Source organism: Ruegeria sp. AD5 (genome assembly GCF_056542345.1).
The window spans coordinates 974,313-990,294 of record NZ_JBQFZR010000002.1 but is presented as its reverse complement, the minus strand read 5'-3'; the positions used below and the strand labels follow the sequence as shown (position 1 = coordinate 990,294).

At 56.6% G+C, this 15,982-nt stretch carries 15 protein-coding genes and 2 tRNA genes; 6 read left to right on the top strand and 11 right to left on the bottom strand.

Annotated features, from left to right (window positions below):
- Positions 1-4 precede the first annotated feature (4 nt).
- Both ACR0JG_RS13520 and ACR0JG_RS13515 read left to right on the top strand, forming a co-directional pair.
- On the top strand, positions 5-1,066 hold the full coding sequence (locus ACR0JG_RS13520) for an ABC transporter ATP-binding protein (RefSeq protein WP_170511858.1): 1,062 nt from the start codon (positions 5-7) through the stop codon (positions 1,064-1,066).
- Positions 1,067-1,633 carry a histidine phosphatase family protein gene (locus tag ACR0JG_RS13515; RefSeq protein WP_480570392.1) on the top strand — a complete coding sequence of 189 codons (567 nt, stop codon included), beginning with the start codon at positions 1,067-1,069 and terminating at the stop codon, positions 1,631-1,633.
- 4 nt (positions 1,634-1,637) lie between these two features.
- Here the strand turns inward: ACR0JG_RS13515 and ACR0JG_RS13510 are convergent, their stop codons facing one another.
- The 7 genes from ACR0JG_RS13510 to ACR0JG_RS13480 all read right to left on the bottom strand — a co-directional run bounded on the left by ACR0JG_RS13510 (position 1,638) and on the right by ACR0JG_RS13480 (position 7,476).
- Entirely contained in the window at positions 1,638-2,429 is a 792-nt protein-coding gene (locus ACR0JG_RS13510; protein ID WP_480570389.1) for an inositol monophosphatase family protein, read from the bottom strand.
- Between the two features lie 214 nt (positions 2,430-2,643).
- Positions 2,644-2,718 (bottom strand) — tRNA-Glu (locus tag ACR0JG_RS13505).
- Between the two features lie 22 nt (positions 2,719-2,740).
- Positions 2,741-2,815 (bottom strand) — tRNA-Glu (locus ACR0JG_RS13500).
- A 109-nt stretch (positions 2,816-2,924) separates the two neighbouring features.
- Positions 2,925-4,667 (bottom strand): single-stranded-DNA-specific exonuclease RecJ, encoded by a 1,743-nt coding sequence (gene recJ, locus ACR0JG_RS13495; protein ID WP_480570386.1) that lies wholly within the window; start codon positions 4,665-4,667, stop codon positions 2,925-2,927.
- 90 nt (positions 4,668-4,757) lie between these two features.
- Positions 4,758-5,741, bottom strand: coding sequence for a class II fructose-bisphosphatase (glpX, locus tag ACR0JG_RS13490; protein WP_480570383.1), 984 nt, complete (start codon positions 5,739-5,741; stop codon positions 4,758-4,760).
- Between the two features lie 71 nt (positions 5,742-5,812).
- Positions 5,813-7,099, bottom strand: coding sequence for a homoserine dehydrogenase (locus ACR0JG_RS13485; protein ID WP_480570380.1), 1,287 nt, complete (start codon positions 7,097-7,099; stop codon positions 5,813-5,815).
- Positions 7,100-7,227: 128 nt separating this feature from the next.
- On the bottom strand, positions 7,228-7,476 hold the full coding sequence (locus tag ACR0JG_RS13480; RefSeq protein ID WP_170396262.1) for a hypothetical protein: 249 nt from the start codon (positions 7,474-7,476) through the stop codon (positions 7,228-7,230).
- Positions 7,477-7,576: 100 nt separating this feature from the next.
- Between ACR0JG_RS13480 and ACR0JG_RS13475 the strand changes: the two genes are divergently transcribed.
- Positions 7,577-8,164: a TetR/AcrR family transcriptional regulator gene (locus ACR0JG_RS13475; RefSeq protein WP_170422345.1), complete on the top strand. Its 588-nt coding sequence runs from the start codon at positions 7,577-7,579 to the stop codon at positions 8,162-8,164.
- Between the two features lie 7 nt (positions 8,165-8,171).
- On the opposite strand, the gene ACR0JG_RS13470 is transcribed toward ACR0JG_RS13475, so the two are convergent.
- Positions 8,172-9,083: a pirin family protein gene (locus ACR0JG_RS13470; RefSeq protein WP_170733427.1), complete on the bottom strand. Its 912-nt coding sequence runs from the start codon at positions 9,081-9,083 to the stop codon at positions 8,172-8,174.
- Between the two features lie 159 nt (positions 9,084-9,242).
- Here ACR0JG_RS13470 and ACR0JG_RS13465 point away from each other — a divergent pair, with 159 nt between their 5' ends.
- Positions 9,243-9,713, top strand: a complete 471-nt coding sequence (locus ACR0JG_RS13465; protein ID WP_170422341.1) for a hypothetical protein — start codon at positions 9,243-9,245, stop codon at positions 9,711-9,713.
- Here ACR0JG_RS13465 and ACR0JG_RS13460 read toward each other — a convergent pair.
- From ACR0JG_RS13460 to ACR0JG_RS13450, 3 genes are read right to left on the bottom strand one after another with little or no spacing between them, the layout of a single operon-like run.
- Positions 9,710-10,306: a hypothetical protein gene (locus ACR0JG_RS13460; RefSeq protein ID WP_170396270.1), complete on the bottom strand. Its 597-nt coding sequence runs from the start codon at positions 10,304-10,306 to the stop codon at positions 9,710-9,712. The two genes, ACR0JG_RS13465 and ACR0JG_RS13460, sit on opposite strands and share 4 nt — an antisense overlap.
- Entirely contained in the window at positions 10,293-10,910 is a 618-nt protein-coding gene (locus ACR0JG_RS13455) for a hypothetical protein (protein WP_170512803.1), read from the bottom strand. Before ACR0JG_RS13455 ends, ACR0JG_RS13460 begins: the two co-directional genes overlap by 14 nt.
- Complete coding sequence (locus ACR0JG_RS13450; RefSeq protein ID WP_480570377.1) at positions 10,907-12,634, bottom strand: Tad domain-containing protein; 1,728 nt, start codon at positions 12,632-12,634, stop codon at positions 10,907-10,909. The genes ACR0JG_RS13455 and ACR0JG_RS13450 overlap by 4 nt, the downstream gene beginning before the upstream one ends.
- A 424-nt stretch (positions 12,635-13,058) precedes the next feature.
- On the opposite strand from ACR0JG_RS13450, the gene ACR0JG_RS13445 reads away from it, so the two are divergent.
- Complete coding sequence (locus ACR0JG_RS13445) at positions 13,059-14,489, top strand: Glu/Leu/Phe/Val family dehydrogenase (protein ID WP_170396277.1); 1,431 nt, start codon at positions 13,059-13,061, stop codon at positions 14,487-14,489.
- Positions 14,490-14,685: 196 nt separating this feature from the next.
- Positions 14,686-15,939, top strand: coding sequence for a sarcosine oxidase subunit beta family protein (locus tag ACR0JG_RS13440; RefSeq protein ID WP_480570374.1), 1,254 nt, complete (start codon positions 14,686-14,688; stop codon positions 15,937-15,939).
- Positions 15,940-15,982 lie beyond the last annotated feature (43 nt).

Here is a 15,982-nt window from a genome sequence, read left to right as displayed (position 1 = left end):
TGACATGAGCCTGCAGTCCAAAGCCGCGCCGGTTCGGTTCGAGTCCGTGACAAAGATGTTTGGCAAGGATGTCGTTGCCGTAGACAACATTAACCTGCATGTCGAAGCCGGAAAGCTGGTCACGCTGTTGGGCCCGTCGGGCTGCGGCAAGACGACGACGTTGAGGATGATCGCGGGGCTCGAAATGGCCACCTCGGGAAAGATCACCATCGGGGATCGCGATGTGACCAAACTGCCCGCGACGGACCGCGACGTATCCATGGTGTTCCAGTCCTACGCGCTGTTTCCTCATATGAGCGTGCTTGAGAACGTGATGTATGGCCTCACGTTCTCGGGCTTTGCTAAAGACGAGGCCCGCCGCCGCGCATTGGACGGTTTAGAGCTGGTTGGCCTGAAAGGTTTTGACGGCCGTCTCCCGTCAGAACTGTCTGGTGGCCAACAGCAGCGCGTCGCTGTAGCGCGGGCTTTGGTGTTGGAACCACAGGTGCTGTTGTTTGATGAACCGCTCTCGAACCTCGACGCGAAACTACGCCGCCAGGTGCGTGAGGACATCCGGGCCATTCAGCAAGACCTTGGCCTGACCGTCGTCTACGTAACACACGATCAGGAAGAGGCTCTGGCGGTGTCCGACGAAATCGTCGTGATGCGGAATGCCGCGATTGCCCAGATTGGCACGCCCCGCCAGCTTTACGACGCCCCAAATGATCGCTTTGTTGCTGATTTTATTGGTGAGGCAAATCTGCTTGCCTGCCAGATCATCTCGGTCGACGGCGACATGGCCACCATCGAGATCGAAGGCTACCGCCATACCTTGGCATCCCGTGGCTTGACCGAAGGGCCTGCGACCGTCGCCATCCGGCCTTCTCGACTTGTGATCGGGGCCGCGCAAGGAGTTGCGGCGACCGTCTCCAAAGCCACCTATGTGGGTGTCCGAATGGAGTACACTCTGACCGGTGCGTTCGGCCAGGTCTTTGCAGTCCATGACGATGTTGATGCGCCGCTAGAGCCGGGTACAGAAGTACAGATGGCCTTCGCCGAGAAAGGTCCGGTGCTTTTGCCCGAATAGATGCCCTGTCTTCTAATCATCACGCACCCCGAGGTCATCATTGACCCGAACACCCCCATTCAGGACTGGGGGCTTAGCGCGGAAGGCCGCCGCCGCGCTGCGGCCTTCGCAACCAGCGGAATTTTTGCAGAAGTTACCCACCTATGGGCCAGCACCGAGCAAAAGGCCCGCGAGACGGCCGACATCCTGGCCGCGCCCCGAAGCCTGCGGATAAAACAAGATGCCGCACTTGGCGAGAATGATCGAAGCGCCACCGGTTTTCTGCCGCGTGACCGGTTCGAAGCTGCCGCTGACGCATTCTTTGCCCACCCCAACACCAGTTTTCGCGGCTGGGAAACTGCCGTTGCCGCCCGGCGGCGTATAAACCAAGCAGTAACTTCAATTATCGAAACGCATGATGGCAGTGACCTCGCCATCGTTACCCATGGGGCCGTCGGGACCCTTCTGTGGTGCTCCTTGTCGGGCCGCCCCATTGATCGGAGGTATGATCAGCCCGGGCAAGGCCATTATTGGCAAGCCGATCTAACGGACCTTAAACCGCTGAGCGGATGGCGCTCAATCGACTAGATTGTCAGGCCTGCCACGCGTTCTCCGAGATTTCACGCAAAGTATCAAACACATCCGGAGTACCAGCGATCACCCGACCGCCGTTGCGGGTCATTGCGCCTGCGTCCTGATCTTCGACCACGCCGCCTGCTTCCGCAATCATCAATTGACCAGCCAGACAATCCCAGGCGTTCATATGTTCTTCGACATAGCCAAGCAGCCGGCCCGCTGCGACATAGGCCAGTGACAGCGCGCCACTGGCGTTTCTGTGAAACATGGCCCCACGCTCGATCAGGTTCGCGACGATTGGAACAATGTTACGGTTATCCACCCGGTTCGAATAACCCACTGCCACCGTTCCTTGATGCAGCGCAACACCCGAAGAGACCCTCATTGGCGCATCATTCAGTGTTGCCCCGCCTCCGCGCGAGGCTACGAAGGTCTCATTGATATTTGGGTCATGGATTACACCGATCTCGGTATTTTCCTCAGCGACGCCCGCCAGAACGATGGTCCAGGCCGGAATGCCATTGACGAAATTCGTGGTGCCATCAATTGGATCGATCACCCAGTCAAATCCGCTTGAACCTTGTGTTTCACCATGCTCTTCGCCAAATATGCCATCGTTGGGCCAAGCCTCGGCGATCCTCTGGCGGATGAAGGTTTCGACATTCCGGTCTGCCTCGCTGACCCAATCCTGTGCGCCTTTTTGATCGACGATCAAACCGCCCCGGTCGGAGAAATATCTGGAGGCGATTGTGCCAGCTTCCTTGCAGATCGCGATCGCGAAGTCTTTGCGTTCTTTGAGGTAATCCATTGGGAATCCAAATCATATCTGTTGTTGGCCAAAACTGTGCAGGCTTGGTGATGGAATGGCAAATACCAAATGCTGGTGAACTCGGTCCGGGGCCGCCATTGACAGGCGTGCCTTCAACCGCATTTCGCGTCTTCAAAACGGGGCGCGCAGGTTTCGTGCTAAACACGATGCCGTAAGAATACGTCGCCGGGAACGATTGTAGCATTGAAGAAAATGGTAGCCCGTAGGGGAATCGAACCCCTCTTTCCAGGTTGAAAACCTGGCGTCCTAACCGATAGACGAACGGGCCATTTAGACCAGACAAGCACAAGTGGTAGCCCGTAGGGGAATCGAACCCCTCTTTCCAGGTTGAAAACCTGGCGTCCTAACCGATAGACGAACGGGCCACGCTGGCTTGTGGAGGGCCTTTTACGGTTTACCTTCCCCCCCCGCAAGACGAAAAACGCAAGGCTGTGAAACTTTTTTGGCCGTTCCTGAGCGGCGTTGAAACGGTTGTCAGACAGCTTCTGCCGCGTCTTCCAGCCGCAGCTGCACGCTCTGTCGTCCGCCCCAGGTATTCACCTCAAGCCGACCCGCGAAATGGAACCGCGCGCCGCCGTGATTAGACAGGCGATCCCCCAACGGGCCGTCGAACGCGCCAAAGGCGATGGCATCCAGTCCGCCAGACATTCCATCTGAAAGTGACAGCTTCAAATGTGTTTCGCCCACGCGTTTAGCAAAGCGCACTTGCAGATCAGGCAGCGCATAGCGCGGGGCAGGGGCACCGGCCCCGAAAGGACCCGCTTTCTCTACCTGTTCGATCAGATCGACTGTCGCGGCCCCGGGCATCAGCGCCCCGTCCAGTTTCAAGTCGGCGGGACCGCCTTGGCCTGCACCCTGCTTGGCCAGAAGCTCGGACAGGCGCGACATTGCAGGCTCCAACTGATCACGCATCACCGTGAGACCGGCCGCCATCTTGTGGCCACCACCCTTGACCAGCAGCCCTTCGGCAGCCAGTCGCTGGATCGACGCGCCCAGATCAACGCACGAGATCGACCTGCCTGAACCTTTGCCCTCATCCCCGTCGAACCCGATCACGATAGCGGGCCGGTTTGCCGACTCTTTCAGCCGCGAAGCAACGATACCTACCACCCCGGGATGCCAACCGTCGCCTGCGGCCCAGACCAGCGGCGCATCCAACCCACGGTCCTCGGCTTGCGCCAAAGCCGCCGCGCGGACCGCGTTTTCGATCTCGCGCCGTTCCGAATTCAGGGCATCCAGCCGCTCGGATAAGGCTTCGGCCTCAGTGATCGAGTCCGTGCTCAGCAGCCGCGCGCCAAGATCAGCCTGACCAATGCGACCGCCAGCATTGACGCGCGGCCCCAGCAGAAACCCCAGATGATAGCTGTTGGGCGCGGTATCCATGCGCGCCACGTCTGACAACGCGACCAAGCCGGGCCTTTGCCTTTGGGTCATCACTTTCAGGCCCTGTCGAACCAGCGCCCGGTTGGCGTCGATCAACGGCGCAACGTCCGCCACCGTGGCCAGCGCCACCAGATCGAGCATTGCCATCAGATCCGGCCCCTTGGCCCCGGCCTCACGCAACTGACGACCCGCCTCGACCAGCATCAGGAACACCACCGCAGCAGCGCAGAGATAGCCCAGATCGCCGCTTTCGTCCTGTCGGTTCGGGTTCACCACGGCGACGCAATCCGGCAGGGTTTCTGCTCCCAAATGGTGATCCAAAACGATCACATCCGCACCCTTCGCCGCCGCGATAGGTTCGTGGCTCAGCGTTCCGCAATCCACGCAGATGATCAGGTCATGGCTAGCCGCAAGTTCCTGCATTGCAGGCACATTTGGCCCATAGCCTTCATCAATCCGGTCGGGCACATAAAGCGTCGCGGTAAGCCCCATCTGGCGCAGCCACACCAACAACAACGCAGCCGAACTGCCCCCGTCCACATCATAGTCAGCAAAAACTGCGATCTTTTGGCGCTTGCGCACAGATTGTAGAAACCGGGCCGCAGCGACTTCCATATCTTTCATCGATCGCGGGTCGGGCAGCAGTTCCTTCAACTTAGGCTCCAGGAAACCGGCGGCCTCCATCACCGGAACACCACGCCGTGCCAAAACCTGACAGACGGCGCGAGGCAGATCTGTCTGCTGCGCCATCATTTCTGCTGACCGCTCGACCTCAATCCCCGGTCCGATCCAGCGTCGCCCCGTCAGAGATTGCTCTACGCCCAGAAATGCCACATCTCACCTCATGCACTAAGGCCGGACCCCTGCGGATCCGGCCTCTTGGTCTTTTATGAATACTCTTGCTGAAGGCGCTGGCGCAAGCCGCTATGCTTCGTTGTGTGGCCACATCGGCGTGCGGTAGGACATCCGCCGCACCGAGCCCGTTTTTGATCGCATGAGCAGCGTCGTTGTTTCAACCCAACCCGGTTCCCGCTTGATGCGCGGCAGCAGTGAGCCTCCGGTGACCCCAGTAGCGGCAAAGATGACATCCGCCGTTACCATCTCGTCGCGCGCATAAACACGGTCCAGATCGGTGATGCCCGCCTTGGCCGCCCGGCCACGTTCGTCGTCATTACGGAACAACAGGCGGCCATAGATTTGTCCACCCATGCATTTCAGCGCGGCTGCGGCAAGCACACCCTCGGGCGCACCACCTTGACCCATATACATGTCGATGCCGGTCACTTCGCTTTCGGCGCAATGCATCACACCTGCGACGTCGCCATCTGTGATCAGGCGGATCGACGCACCGGTATCGCGGACTTCAGCAATCATCGCTTCGTGGCGGGGACGCTCCAATATGCATACGGTAATATCCGCAGGTTCACAGCCTTTGGCCTTGGCCAGCGCTTCAACTCGCTCGCGCGGGCTCATGTCCAAGCTTACGACACCTTCGGGAAAGCCCGGACCAATGGCCAGTTTGTCCATGTATACGTCCGGAGCGTGTAGCATTGAGCCGCGCGGGCCCATGGCAATGACGGTCAGCGCGTTGGGCATATCCTTGGCGGTCAGGGTTGTGCCTTCAAGCGGGTCCAGCGCAATGTCTACGCCCGGGCCGTTACCAGTGCCAACCTCTTCGCCGATATAGAGCATTGGCGCTTCATCACGCTCGCCCTCACCAATGACAACGACACCCTCAATGTCCAGAAGGTTCAGTTGTTCACGCATAGCGTTGACGGCAGCCTGATCGGCAGCTTTCTCATCACCCCGGCCAACCAGAGAGGCGGACGCCAGCGCGGCCTGTTCTGCCACCCGTGCAAGGCCCAGAGACAGCAGGCGGTCGTTGAAATCGATCTTGGCAGCGTTCATCTTCGCATATCCTTTGGTCAGCTAAGGCGTTTTATCCGGCATAGCCTGCGCGCAGCATAGGCCGCAAGGGGTCAGACTTGTTCGATACGCAGGGCGACGGGTTCTCCGGCCACCACATCGGTGGCGCGCAGGCCATCCAGTGCATGGTCCAGCGTCGCCCGCGTGGTTTTGTGGGTCACGATCAGCACGGGCGCTGTGCTTTCTGTGTGCCCATACTGCCGCATCCGGTCGATCGAGACGCCAGCATCGCCCAGAATCGCCGCGACCTTTGCCAGCGCGCCGGGCTTGTCCAGAAGGCCTAGCCGCAGATAGTAAGGTGCAGGGAGGCCAGTAACGGCGGAGGCTGCGTCTTGCAGGGTCGTCGCGGGGCGGCCAAATGTCGGCATATGCAAGCCTCGCGCCAGATCGCAAACGTCGCCCATCACTGCGCTGGCAGTGGGACCTTCACCGGCACCGGGGCCACGCAGAACGATTTGTTCAACTGCGTCCCCATCCAGCACAACCATGTTGGTCCCGCCTTCCAACTGACCTAGCGGAGAATTGCTCGGCACTAGACAGGGTTGCATCCGCTGTTCCAGTCCGCGCGCCGTTCGCTGTGCTACACCCAACAGCTTGATGCGATACCCCATGTCGTGGGCCTGATGGATGTCATCGAGGCTAATATGCTGAATGCCCTCGATCTCGATCCCATCGAAATTCGGCTTGGTGCCAAAGGCAATCGAAGACAGCAGCGCCAGTTTGTGCGCCGCGTCGATGCCGCCAACATCCAGATTCGGATCGGCTTCAAGATAGCCAAGCTGCGCGCATTCCTCGAACAGGGCGTTATAGCCCAACTCCTGCGATTGCATCCGGGTCAGAATATAGTTGCAGGTACCGTTCATGACGCCCATGACACGCGTGATCTCGTTACCCGCCAGTCCTTCGGTCAGAGATTTGATTACCGGGATACCACCCGCGACAGCCGCTTCGAAGCGAATTACACGCCCTGCGGCTTCGGCCAATTCCGCCAATTCCTGCCCGTGAATCGCCAGCAGCGCCTTGTTTGCGGTGACGACATCCTTGCCACTGGTCAGCGCCGCCTCGACCGAAGCTTTCGCGGGGCCGTTCTCCCCGCCCATCAGTTCGACAAAAACATCGATGTCTTCGCGTTTGGCTAATGCAACGGGATCGGTTTCCCATGCATAATCCGAGAGGTTTACGCCACGGTCCTTGCTGGCATCACGGGCCGAAACTGCGGTGATCTCGATGCGATGCCCGGTGCGGGCGTGCAACAAATCGGCATGACGACGCACAATTTTGACCACACCCACGCCAACGGTTCCCAATCCGGCAATTCCAAGCCTCAGCGCCTGTGTCATTCCCTTGGGTCCTTTCTGCTCGCAATACCGCCCGCGATGGCGAAGTGTCCTTTGCGGGCTGCCTTAGCGGGTTCGAGGCAGGGGTGCAATCCGTCTAATCTTTTGGAGCTAGTGGCGTGGCCGAAATCCTAGTTAATCTCGGCATTCTGCAGCGCTTCGGCCTTTTCCGCCAACGCTTCGCTGCGTGCTGTCAGGTCTTCTTCTACCTCTTCCGCTTCGCTGATTGGATCGGTCGGAGGGCCGAGGGCGGGATCTAAAGCAATAAGCTTGGGGTAGGGTGCCTTGCGCAATGCGGCGGTTTCGCTGCCTTCCAACTCAGGGATATTTGCGCAGCCGGCGGTGGCCAGCACAAAGAGAATGGGCAGCAAAAGCTTCATCGTAGTCCTTCGGGTCGCAGCGTGTATCCCGTGATGCACGTTTTGTCGGAATGGTTCAAGCGGGGTTCTATCTGAACGTCTGTTCAGATACGATCGAAGCATGGCGCGTACACAAGGTTCTCATTCCGATATCACCGGCCCCCGTATTCGCGAGGCCGCACTGGGGCTGTTTGCCCGTCATGGCTATGCTGCGGTTTCAATGCGGCAGATCGCAGGCGAGGTGGGGGTGCAGGCTGGGGCACTCTATAATTACACGCCCGACAAGCAGAGCCTGCTGTTTCGGCTGATGCGCGATCACATGCAGGATCTGATGGCCGCCTATGACGATCTCGACCGGTTTGATAATCCACAAGATGCGTTGCGTCAGTTTGTCGGGTTCCACATCCGTTTTCACCTGCAGCGTCCCGACGAGGTGTTCATCGCTTACATGGAGCTGCGCAATCTGAACCCCGAAAATTTTGCCGAAATCGAGGCCCTGCGCCGCCGTTACGAGGACTCGTTAGAGCATATTCTGCGTAACGGGCAGCAATCGGGTCAATTTTCGGTCACCGATACTAAGATCGCCACATTAGCGGTGATTGCCATGCTGAATGGTGTGATCACTTGGTATCGCAGCGGTGGCCGCCTGTCGCTGGATGAGGTCGAGCAGGTGTACTGGGACATGGTCCGCAAAGCGGTTACCGCCTGACCAGCCCTTAGTGGGCCGGGCGGATGAACGTTCCGTTCCGCAATTCCCGAAACGCTTGCTGCAATTCTGCCTGCGTGTTCATTACGATCGGGCCATGCCACGCAACGGGTTCATCGATCGGAGCGCCCGAGATCAAAAGAAACCGTACACCTTCGGGCCCGGCCTGAACCGTGATTTCATCTCCGGTTCCGAACCGAACCAACGTCCTGTCGCCTGACATGTCGCGGATGTTGACCTCTTGCCCGGCAACTTCTTTTTCCAAAAGAACACCGGTTGGCTGAGACGCATCAGCAAAGGCAGCACTGCCTTCAAAGATATAGGCGAAGGCCCGGCGGTATGTGTCGATCGGAATGGTTTTTTTCACCCCTGCCGGTATGCTGATATCCAGGTATTGCGGATCGGCAGCGATACCGTCCACTGGGCCCGTACGTCCCCAGAATGTACCGACAATCACACGGACCTTTGTCCCATCATCATCGATGATTTCCGGAATATCAGTGCTTTGAACGTCCTGATAGCGCGGGGTGGCCATTTTCTGATCTGATGGCAGATTGCCCCACAGCTGGAACCCATGCATCTGACCGCTGGCCGACCCCTTGGGCATTTCCTGATGTAGGATACCCGACCCGGCGGTCATCCACTGGACATCTCCGGCACCCAGCGTGCCGCTATTGCCCAGCGAGTCGCTGTGTTCGACTGTGCCGGACAGGACATAAGTGATCGTTTCGATGCCCCGATGCGGATGCCACGGAAAACCGGCCATATAGTCCAATGGGTTGTCATTCCGGAAATCATCGAACAGCAGAAACGGGTCCAGTTCCGACGGGTCCTGAAACCCGAACGCCCGGTGCAGTTTGACGCCCGCGCCTTCCATCGTCGGGACCGCCTTGCGGAATTCCAAAGTTGGTCTGAGTGACATAAAAGCCTCCTGATCCTTTGACCGGAACTTATGCGTCGGCCTGAGGCAGTCAATTTGCGCAGGAACACTGAAGCTGTGCGAAGATGCTCAGACAGGTGACGCGGTGCTGTCCTTTGCGTATCAAAGCGGTTAAAGCGGGCGGACAATCAGGAGAACAATATGCAAGAAGAAGTGCTGGCTACGGTCGCGGCCTCGGCACCGCGGCGCTGGACTGGGGTAGGGATGCTGGTCACGGTCGGGGCGTTGGTCATTTACGTCGCGTTGGCATCGCCGCCTGAGTTTGGCTGGCAGGTCTTCTTACTGGTTTCCGGGGCAGCTGCGTTCTGGTTAGCCCGTCGCATGTGGTACGCGACCGAAGACAGGATCGAGCTGACCCAGTCCCAATTGCGCACAGGCTCGGGGCAGGTGATCTGCAATATCGAGGATGTCGAAGGCGTAGACCGGGGCGTGTTCGCATTTAAGCCATCAAATGGCTTCTTGGTAATCACTCATGCACGAAGCTCAAACCAGTGGGCGCCCGGTCTTTGGTGGCGTGTCGGACGAAGGATTGGCATAGGCGGCATGACAGCCGCCGCCGAGACCAAATACATGTCGGAAATGCTGTCGGCGATGCTTGCTGAAAAGAGTTAGACACCCAAGCAAGCAGGGTCGGTATTGACGATCTGGTCGAAAACACGCGGGTGTGTGAAGACCAGATTATCCATTTCAAAGTCAGCAAATTTGAATGCCATCTGGAATGGCGCTTTGTATGTATTGTTGGTTTCGACCAGTATCATTGAGCCGTTATCAGGCATTACCGGAAGCCGTTGTTTGATTTTCACGATCTCTGCGTCGGTCCATTTCTGATATCCAGTGCCCCGCACGCAGGACCATAGAACATCGTGGAGATCGTTATCACCATCATAGGTCAGATAGGTCACACGCATCGAGACTGGTGCTCTGGTATCAACCATGTTTTCCAGAAGGTCGTACATGGTGTTGATATACGCGGCGTTAACATCTTCAGCTTCGCGTGAGAGCACATCCGCAACTGCGTAGGCTCCTTTGATGTTGATCGCGCTTTGGCGATAGCTGTCATAATAGGTGTAAGACGCAAACATTGACCAGAACAGCAGCGGCAATATCAGCATTGCCTCGACCGATAAGGCGCCGTCTTCTCGTTTGAGAAAGCGGTTCAGCAGTGCCTTGGGAAGGTTGCGATTCTCTTTGTTAATTCGAGGCATCGGCCACATCCACTGTTGTGTCAGATGAATCGTCAGGATCAGCTGATGAACCACCAAATGGTTCATGAACAAATACGGTCGTCGCCTGCAGTTCCCATTGGCCGTCGTTGTCCTGCTTCGCAATGCCGCTCAGCATCGAAAGCCCAAAAACAGGTGAAACCTCAAGACAGGCGCGGATAATCATAAGCTCATTTGAAGTCCCTTGTTCAAAAACAACTTCGTCCGGCTTACGAATTGTCTCCGGAGTGTCGACGCAGTAGGGGGTTGGATCCAACTGATTGCCGACCCGCGGATCAATGGACTTCATCTCGAGCGCGAGGTTTTCCGAGCAATTGGTTATCAGCGCTTCGTCACAGATCATTTTCTTCAGCAGCGCGTGATCCCATTCATCTTCCCCGTCAGGAAGGCGATTAAGCCGAACCTCCCGAATTGTCATATCCAGAGATCGTTCAAGATCGGCATGGTGGAAGGACTGCAATCCCAGATCCATGCCTGAATAAGCGACATACAGGAAGAATGGAAACCAGAAGATAAACTCGATAGACGAGTTTCCATCCTCATTCTTTCGAAATCTCCGAAGCCGATTCCGCAGTGTCTTTGTCATTGGGTCAGCCTCAGGTTTTGAATGGAGGTGCTGATTGAATCGAAGACGCGTTCAATCTGATTGCCGGTCGCTTCATAGTAACGGGCAGGTTTGATCGCGCAGTCTTTCAGCATCTGCTTAACACCGTAGGGTGCCTCAAAAGCGATCGAGAAGATGATGACATTATCTTCTTCAGCTTCTTCGCAGAGATCTACAACATTTGGATTTTTGGTCGAAGGACCAATTTCGGTCGTGGAGTCAGCTGCAAATTCTTCGCCGCGATCCCAGCCATAAGCGTGACGCAACATATTCCGAATTGCGTATTTTTCAGTATGCGCCCAGACATCGGGCCATTCCAGTTCTACCGGATCGGAATCTGTTGAAAGCCCTTCGGAGTCCTCGCGTGTTTGCGATCGATCCATCGAATAGCAGGTGCCGTCGTAGTAATCCGTACAGCGGTAGCGCATATAAGTCCCATTGCCATGGGCATGATCTTGGTATTTGTCGCGGGTCCAGCGCCTGTACGAACTGTCCCGTACAGTTGTGGCGACATTAGGCCAAGCCCAGCGGTCATACTCTTCATCGTAGATAGAATAAGTTTCGGCATCTTCATTCCAATAGATGTCCGAGGGGCCGTCATTATAAGGCGGATTCACTTTGTGCTGATAAGTGTTTTCACCATCCGTCATCAGCACCAGAACCTTGAGGGTGTCCGTGGTCTTGTTAGGGGCTGGCCGAATTGCGAACGAGTCCGGAATTTCTGAACTGTCCGCAATCTGAGCGATCAGCGGTTGGATACTATCGTCAAGCAAAGTTAGACCCCACTTGAGGCCCACATCGATCGAAGTCCAGCCGCTTGCCACAAGATTCTGGATCTGACCTTTCAGAATGTCAGGATCATTCTGGATTACCGTCATCTCTCGCCGATCTGTGGTGGTTTCAAGACGGCACGTATTGCTGGTTACCAACGTGTCGTTGAACCTTTTGTCGCTGGAGCCATTATCCTTGAAATGAAGAGTTTGCGGGACATAATCCCCTTTTGTGATGATGTTTCCTTCGTCGTCCACGATGTCGTAATAGTTGAAATCGGTCGTTGTGTAGTCCGAAGCCTGGAAATCGATGCAATTGGCCCTTTCGTTAGCCCCGATCGTGTTCAAAGCATTCATAAGATAGTCAGGCACCGACACCTGTTCCGAGTAGGGCACGATTGAGATCGACAATCTACCATCCTCAGATTTCAGGATCATCTCATCGATAAAGTCCTCAGCGGCACTTTTGAGGTTGGTCAGCTTTGTCCCGCGCATCGAACCCGAGACGTCCAGAACCAATGAAATTTCGACGTTACCAATCGATTCTTCGGCGATGCTGGTGGCGGTTGTATCAATGTAATCGACGCCACTCCATTTCATGAAGTGTGTCTCAATGCTCATGTCGGCGCTGGCTTCGACTTTCCGTTTTCCTTCAAGTTCTGCAACCTGAGTCACGGTTCCGTCGTCGTTTGTCGTGCATGTCTCGGGCTCAACCTTGATATTTTTGATGATGTTCGTATCGAAACCTTCTTTGCGAATGTAATCATTCACAACGACCCGTGGGCAAAGCTCTTGGTCCAGGTCAGCTGCGGCAAGGACCGCGCGGTCCAGTGCGTATTGTAGCCTTACCCTTTCGCGATCATACCTCATGACGTCGACCGCGAACCCGGCCACGGTGAAGACAATCATGATCAGGAAAAGCGCAAGGATCGTCATCGTGCCTTCTGTCGAAGAAACAAAGTGCCGCAAGTGCCGCGAACAACTGTTTTCGCGGCAGAGACGGTTGAATTGGGCCTTCAAATCAAACTTGCGCATAATTGGTTCCTCGGTCGATCAGACACACTGATGCCAGCACTTCGCAACTTTAATAATTTACCCACGGATCGTGGCGAGATTTGGGCGCAGTGGACACTATGCTGCTCGTTTTTAACGAGATTCAGCTTTATTCCCGGTGTTATTGGTGGTTTTGTTTCGCGCCTTTGGACAATCGCGCGGCTTTCGTTAACGCCCGACTCACCAATGGAGCTCAAAAGTAAAGTTCACAAACTGATGAAAATACGTGCAGTTACTGATTGCGGTATTGGGCAAGCAGTGCGACAAAAAGTCGTGACGTATCTCGTCTACCGGCACGGAGGATTTTATGACCGGCATTAAAGAACCCAGCTTTCGTGAGAGTGTTGATTTGATGTTCAACAGAGCGGCGTCTCTGATGGATTTGCCGCCCGGGCTAGAAGAGAAGATACGGGTTTGTAATGCCACCTACACCGTTCGGTTCGGGGTGCGTCTGCGGGGGCAGATCCACACCTTTACCGGATATCGTTCGGTTCATTCGGAACATATGGAGCCGGTAAAGGGTGGCATTCGCTATGCCTTGGCGGTGAACCAGGATGAGGTCGAAGCGCTCGCTGCGCTCATGACTTACAAGTGTGCACTGGTCGAAGCGCCCTTTGGTGGCTCGAAAGGGGGCCTTTGCATTGATCCTCGCCAGTATGAAGAACATGAGATGGAACAGATCACGCGTCGTTTTGCCTATGAGCTGGCAAAGCGCGATCTGATCAACCCCTCACAGAACGTGCCTGCGCCCGATATGGGAACAGGCGAGCGCGAAATGGCGTGGATGGCTGACCAATATGCGCGGATGAATACGACCGATATCAACGCGCGAGCCTGTGTGACAGGTAAACCGCTGAACGCGGGGGGCATCGCGGGCAGGGTCGAAGCAACCGGGCGCGGCATCCAATACGCGTTGCGCGAATTCTTCCGAAACCCGGAAGACGTCAAGAAGGCGAACTTGTCAGGCACGCTGGACGGAAAGCGCGTCGTCGTGCAGGGATTGGGTAACGTGGGCTATCACGCAGCCAAGTTCCTCAGCGAGGAAGACGGGTCGCGTGTGGTCGGCATCATCGAATGGGATGGCGCTCTGTACAATCCCGATGGCATCGACGTAGAAGCCGTGCGGCAGTGGATCGTCAAGCATGGCGGCGTGAAGGACTATCCCGACGCCACGCATTCCGCCGAGGGCGGCGCGGTACTTGAAGCCGAGTGTGACATCCTGATTCCGGCGGCGCTGGAGGGGGTAATAAACCTATCCAACGCCGAACGTATTAAGGCACCACTGATCATCGAGGCCGCCAACGGGCCTGTCACGGCGGGTGCTGATGAGATCATGCGCAAGAAAGGCACGGTGATCATTCCTGACATGTATGCAAACGCGGGTGGTGTGACCGTGTCCTATTTCGAATGGGTCAAAAACCTCAGCCACATCCGTTTTGGCCGGATGCAGCGGCGTCAGGAAGAAGCTCGGCATGAGTTGATCGTCAGCGAACTGGAACGGTTGGATCGGTATCTGGGTGACGCTTGGTCGATGTCTCCGGATTTCAAGGCCAAGTACCTAAAGGGCGCTGGCGAGTTGGAGCTGGTGCGTTCGGGGCTCGATGACACGATGCGCATTGCCTATCAGTCGATGAGCGAAGTCTGGCATGATCGCGCGGATGTCGACGATCTGCGCACGGCGGCCTATATCGTTGCGATCGACCGCGTCTCAAAAAGCTATCGCGCCAAGGGCCTCTGAGCGCACAGACAACAGAAGATTCTTGAGTGGCCAACCATCGGGTTGGCCATTTTTCATTTAGGTCGAAGTCGTCAGAGTGTGTGGATTGGTCGCCCAGCGACAAGTTTTCGTCGAAAACAGGAGTGGAACCAGATTCCGGCGTTGTTACTGCTGGGTGAAGTTGGTTTGATGCCGACACACCTGTAGGGAGTTCTGAATGCGTTTCTCCGGCTTACGTGTCCTGAAAGAGGGCCTGACCGGCAACAAAGGCTGGACGCCGCACTGGCGCGAGCCTGAACCGAAATCCGAATATGACATCGTCATTATCGGCGGCGGAGGCCATGGGTTGAGCACGGCCTATTATCTGGCCAAGGAACATGGTCTGACCAATATCGCTGTTCTGGAAAAGGGCTATATCGGTGGGGGCAATGTCGGGCGCAACACCACCATTGTGCGCGCGAACTATTTTTTGCAGGGCAATTCCGAGTTCTACTCGCACTCATTGAAGCTGTGGGAAGGTCTTGAGCTGGATCTGAACTACAATGTCATGCATTCGCAACGCGGGATCATCAACCTGTTCCATTCGGACGGGCAGCGTGATGCCGCTGCGCGCCGGGGCAACATGATGATCAGTCAGGGTGACGATGCTATCCTGCTCAATCGCGATGAATTGAGGCGGATGGTGCCCTTTCTGAATTTCGATGACCTTAGGTTCCCTCTGTATGGCGGTCTCTACCACCCGCGCGGAGGTACAGCGCGACACGATGCAGTGGCCTGGGGCTATGCGCGCGGAGCGGACCAGCGCGGCGTGGATCTGATCCAGAACTGCGAAGTGACCGGTATTGATATCGAGAATGGCGTGGTGCGCGGTGTTCAGACCTCGCGCGGGCCGATCCGGGCCAAGAAGGTGGCGATGGTTGCTGCCGGGCGTTCAGGTCAGGTGGCGGCGATGGCTGGAATGAGGCTGCCGATTGAAAGCCATGTCTTGCAGGCCTTCGTGACCGAGGGTCTGAAGCCCTGCATCGATCATGTGGTGACGTTTGGCATGGGGCATTTCTATATCAGCCAGTCAGATAAGGGCGGTCTGGTCTTTGGCGGTGATCTGGATTTTTACACCTCCTATGCGGCGCGAGGTAATTTGCCCACCGTCGAAAGCGTGATGGAGGCCGGGATGGCGCTGATGCCGATGATCGGCAAGGCACGGGTGCTGCGATCCTGGGGCGGGATCATGGATATGTCGCCCGATGGCTCTCCGATCATAGACCGAACGGATATTGATGGGCTCTATCTCAATTGCGGCTGGAACTATGGTGGCTTCAAGGCGGTTCCAGGTTCGGGGAATGTGTTTGCGCATCTGATTGCGACGGATCGGTATCACGAGAATGCCACCGGCTTCCGACTGGATCGTTTCCGCACCGGGCGCGGGATTATCGATGAAGAGGGCAAGGGCTCTCAGCACAATCTGCATTGAGGGGCGCGATGTTGGATTTGGGTATTATTGAAAAGATCAAGAA

Bases quoted from the DNA above. Each gene is read 5' to 3' on its own strand.
- ACR0JG_RS13465 (WP_170422341.1), top strand. From the start codon at position 9,243: ATGCAAGAAGAAGTGCTGGCTACGGTCGCGGCCTCGGCACCGCGGCGC.
- ACR0JG_RS13515 (WP_480570392.1), top strand. From the start codon at position 1,067: ATGCCCTGTCTTCTAATCATCACGCACCCCGAGGTCATCATTGACCCG.
- ACR0JG_RS13450 (WP_480570377.1), bottom strand. From the start codon at position 12,634: ATGACGATCCTTGCGCTTTTCCTGATCATGATTGTCTTCACCGTGGCC.
- ACR0JG_RS13475 (WP_170422345.1), top strand. From the start codon at position 7,577: ATGGCGCGTACACAAGGTTCTCATTCCGATATCACCGGCCCCCGTATT.
- ACR0JG_RS13510 (WP_480570389.1), bottom strand. From the start codon at position 2,429: ATGGATTACCTCAAAGAACGCAAAGACTTCGCGATCGCGATCTGCAAG.
- glpX (WP_480570383.1), bottom strand. From the start codon at position 5,741: ATGAACGCTGCCAAGATCGATTTCAACGACCGCCTGCTGTCTCTGGGC.
- ACR0JG_RS13440 (WP_480570374.1), top strand. From the start codon at position 14,686: ATGCGTTTCTCCGGCTTACGTGTCCTGAAAGAGGGCCTGACCGGCAAC.
- ACR0JG_RS13520 (WP_170511858.1), top strand. From the start codon at position 5: ATGAGCCTGCAGTCCAAAGCCGCGCCGGTTCGGTTCGAGTCCGTGACA.
- ACR0JG_RS13445 (WP_170396277.1), top strand. From the start codon at position 13,059: ATGACCGGCATTAAAGAACCCAGCTTTCGTGAGAGTGTTGATTTGATG.
- ACR0JG_RS13460 (WP_170396270.1), bottom strand. From the start codon at position 10,306: ATGCCTCGAATTAACAAAGAGAATCGCAACCTTCCCAAGGCACTGCTG.
- ACR0JG_RS13470 (WP_170733427.1), bottom strand. From the start codon at position 9,083: ATGTCACTCAGACCAACTTTGGAATTCCGCAAGGCGGTCCCGACGATG.
- ACR0JG_RS13455 (WP_170512803.1), bottom strand. From the start codon at position 10,910: ATGACAAAGACACTGCGGAATCGGCTTCGGAGATTTCGAAAGAATGAG.
- ACR0JG_RS13480 (WP_170396262.1), bottom strand. From the start codon at position 7,476: ATGAAGCTTTTGCTGCCCATTCTCTTTGTGCTGGCCACCGCCGGCTGC.
- ACR0JG_RS13485 (WP_480570380.1), bottom strand. From the start codon at position 7,099: ATGACACAGGCGCTGAGGCTTGGAATTGCCGGATTGGGAACCGTTGGC.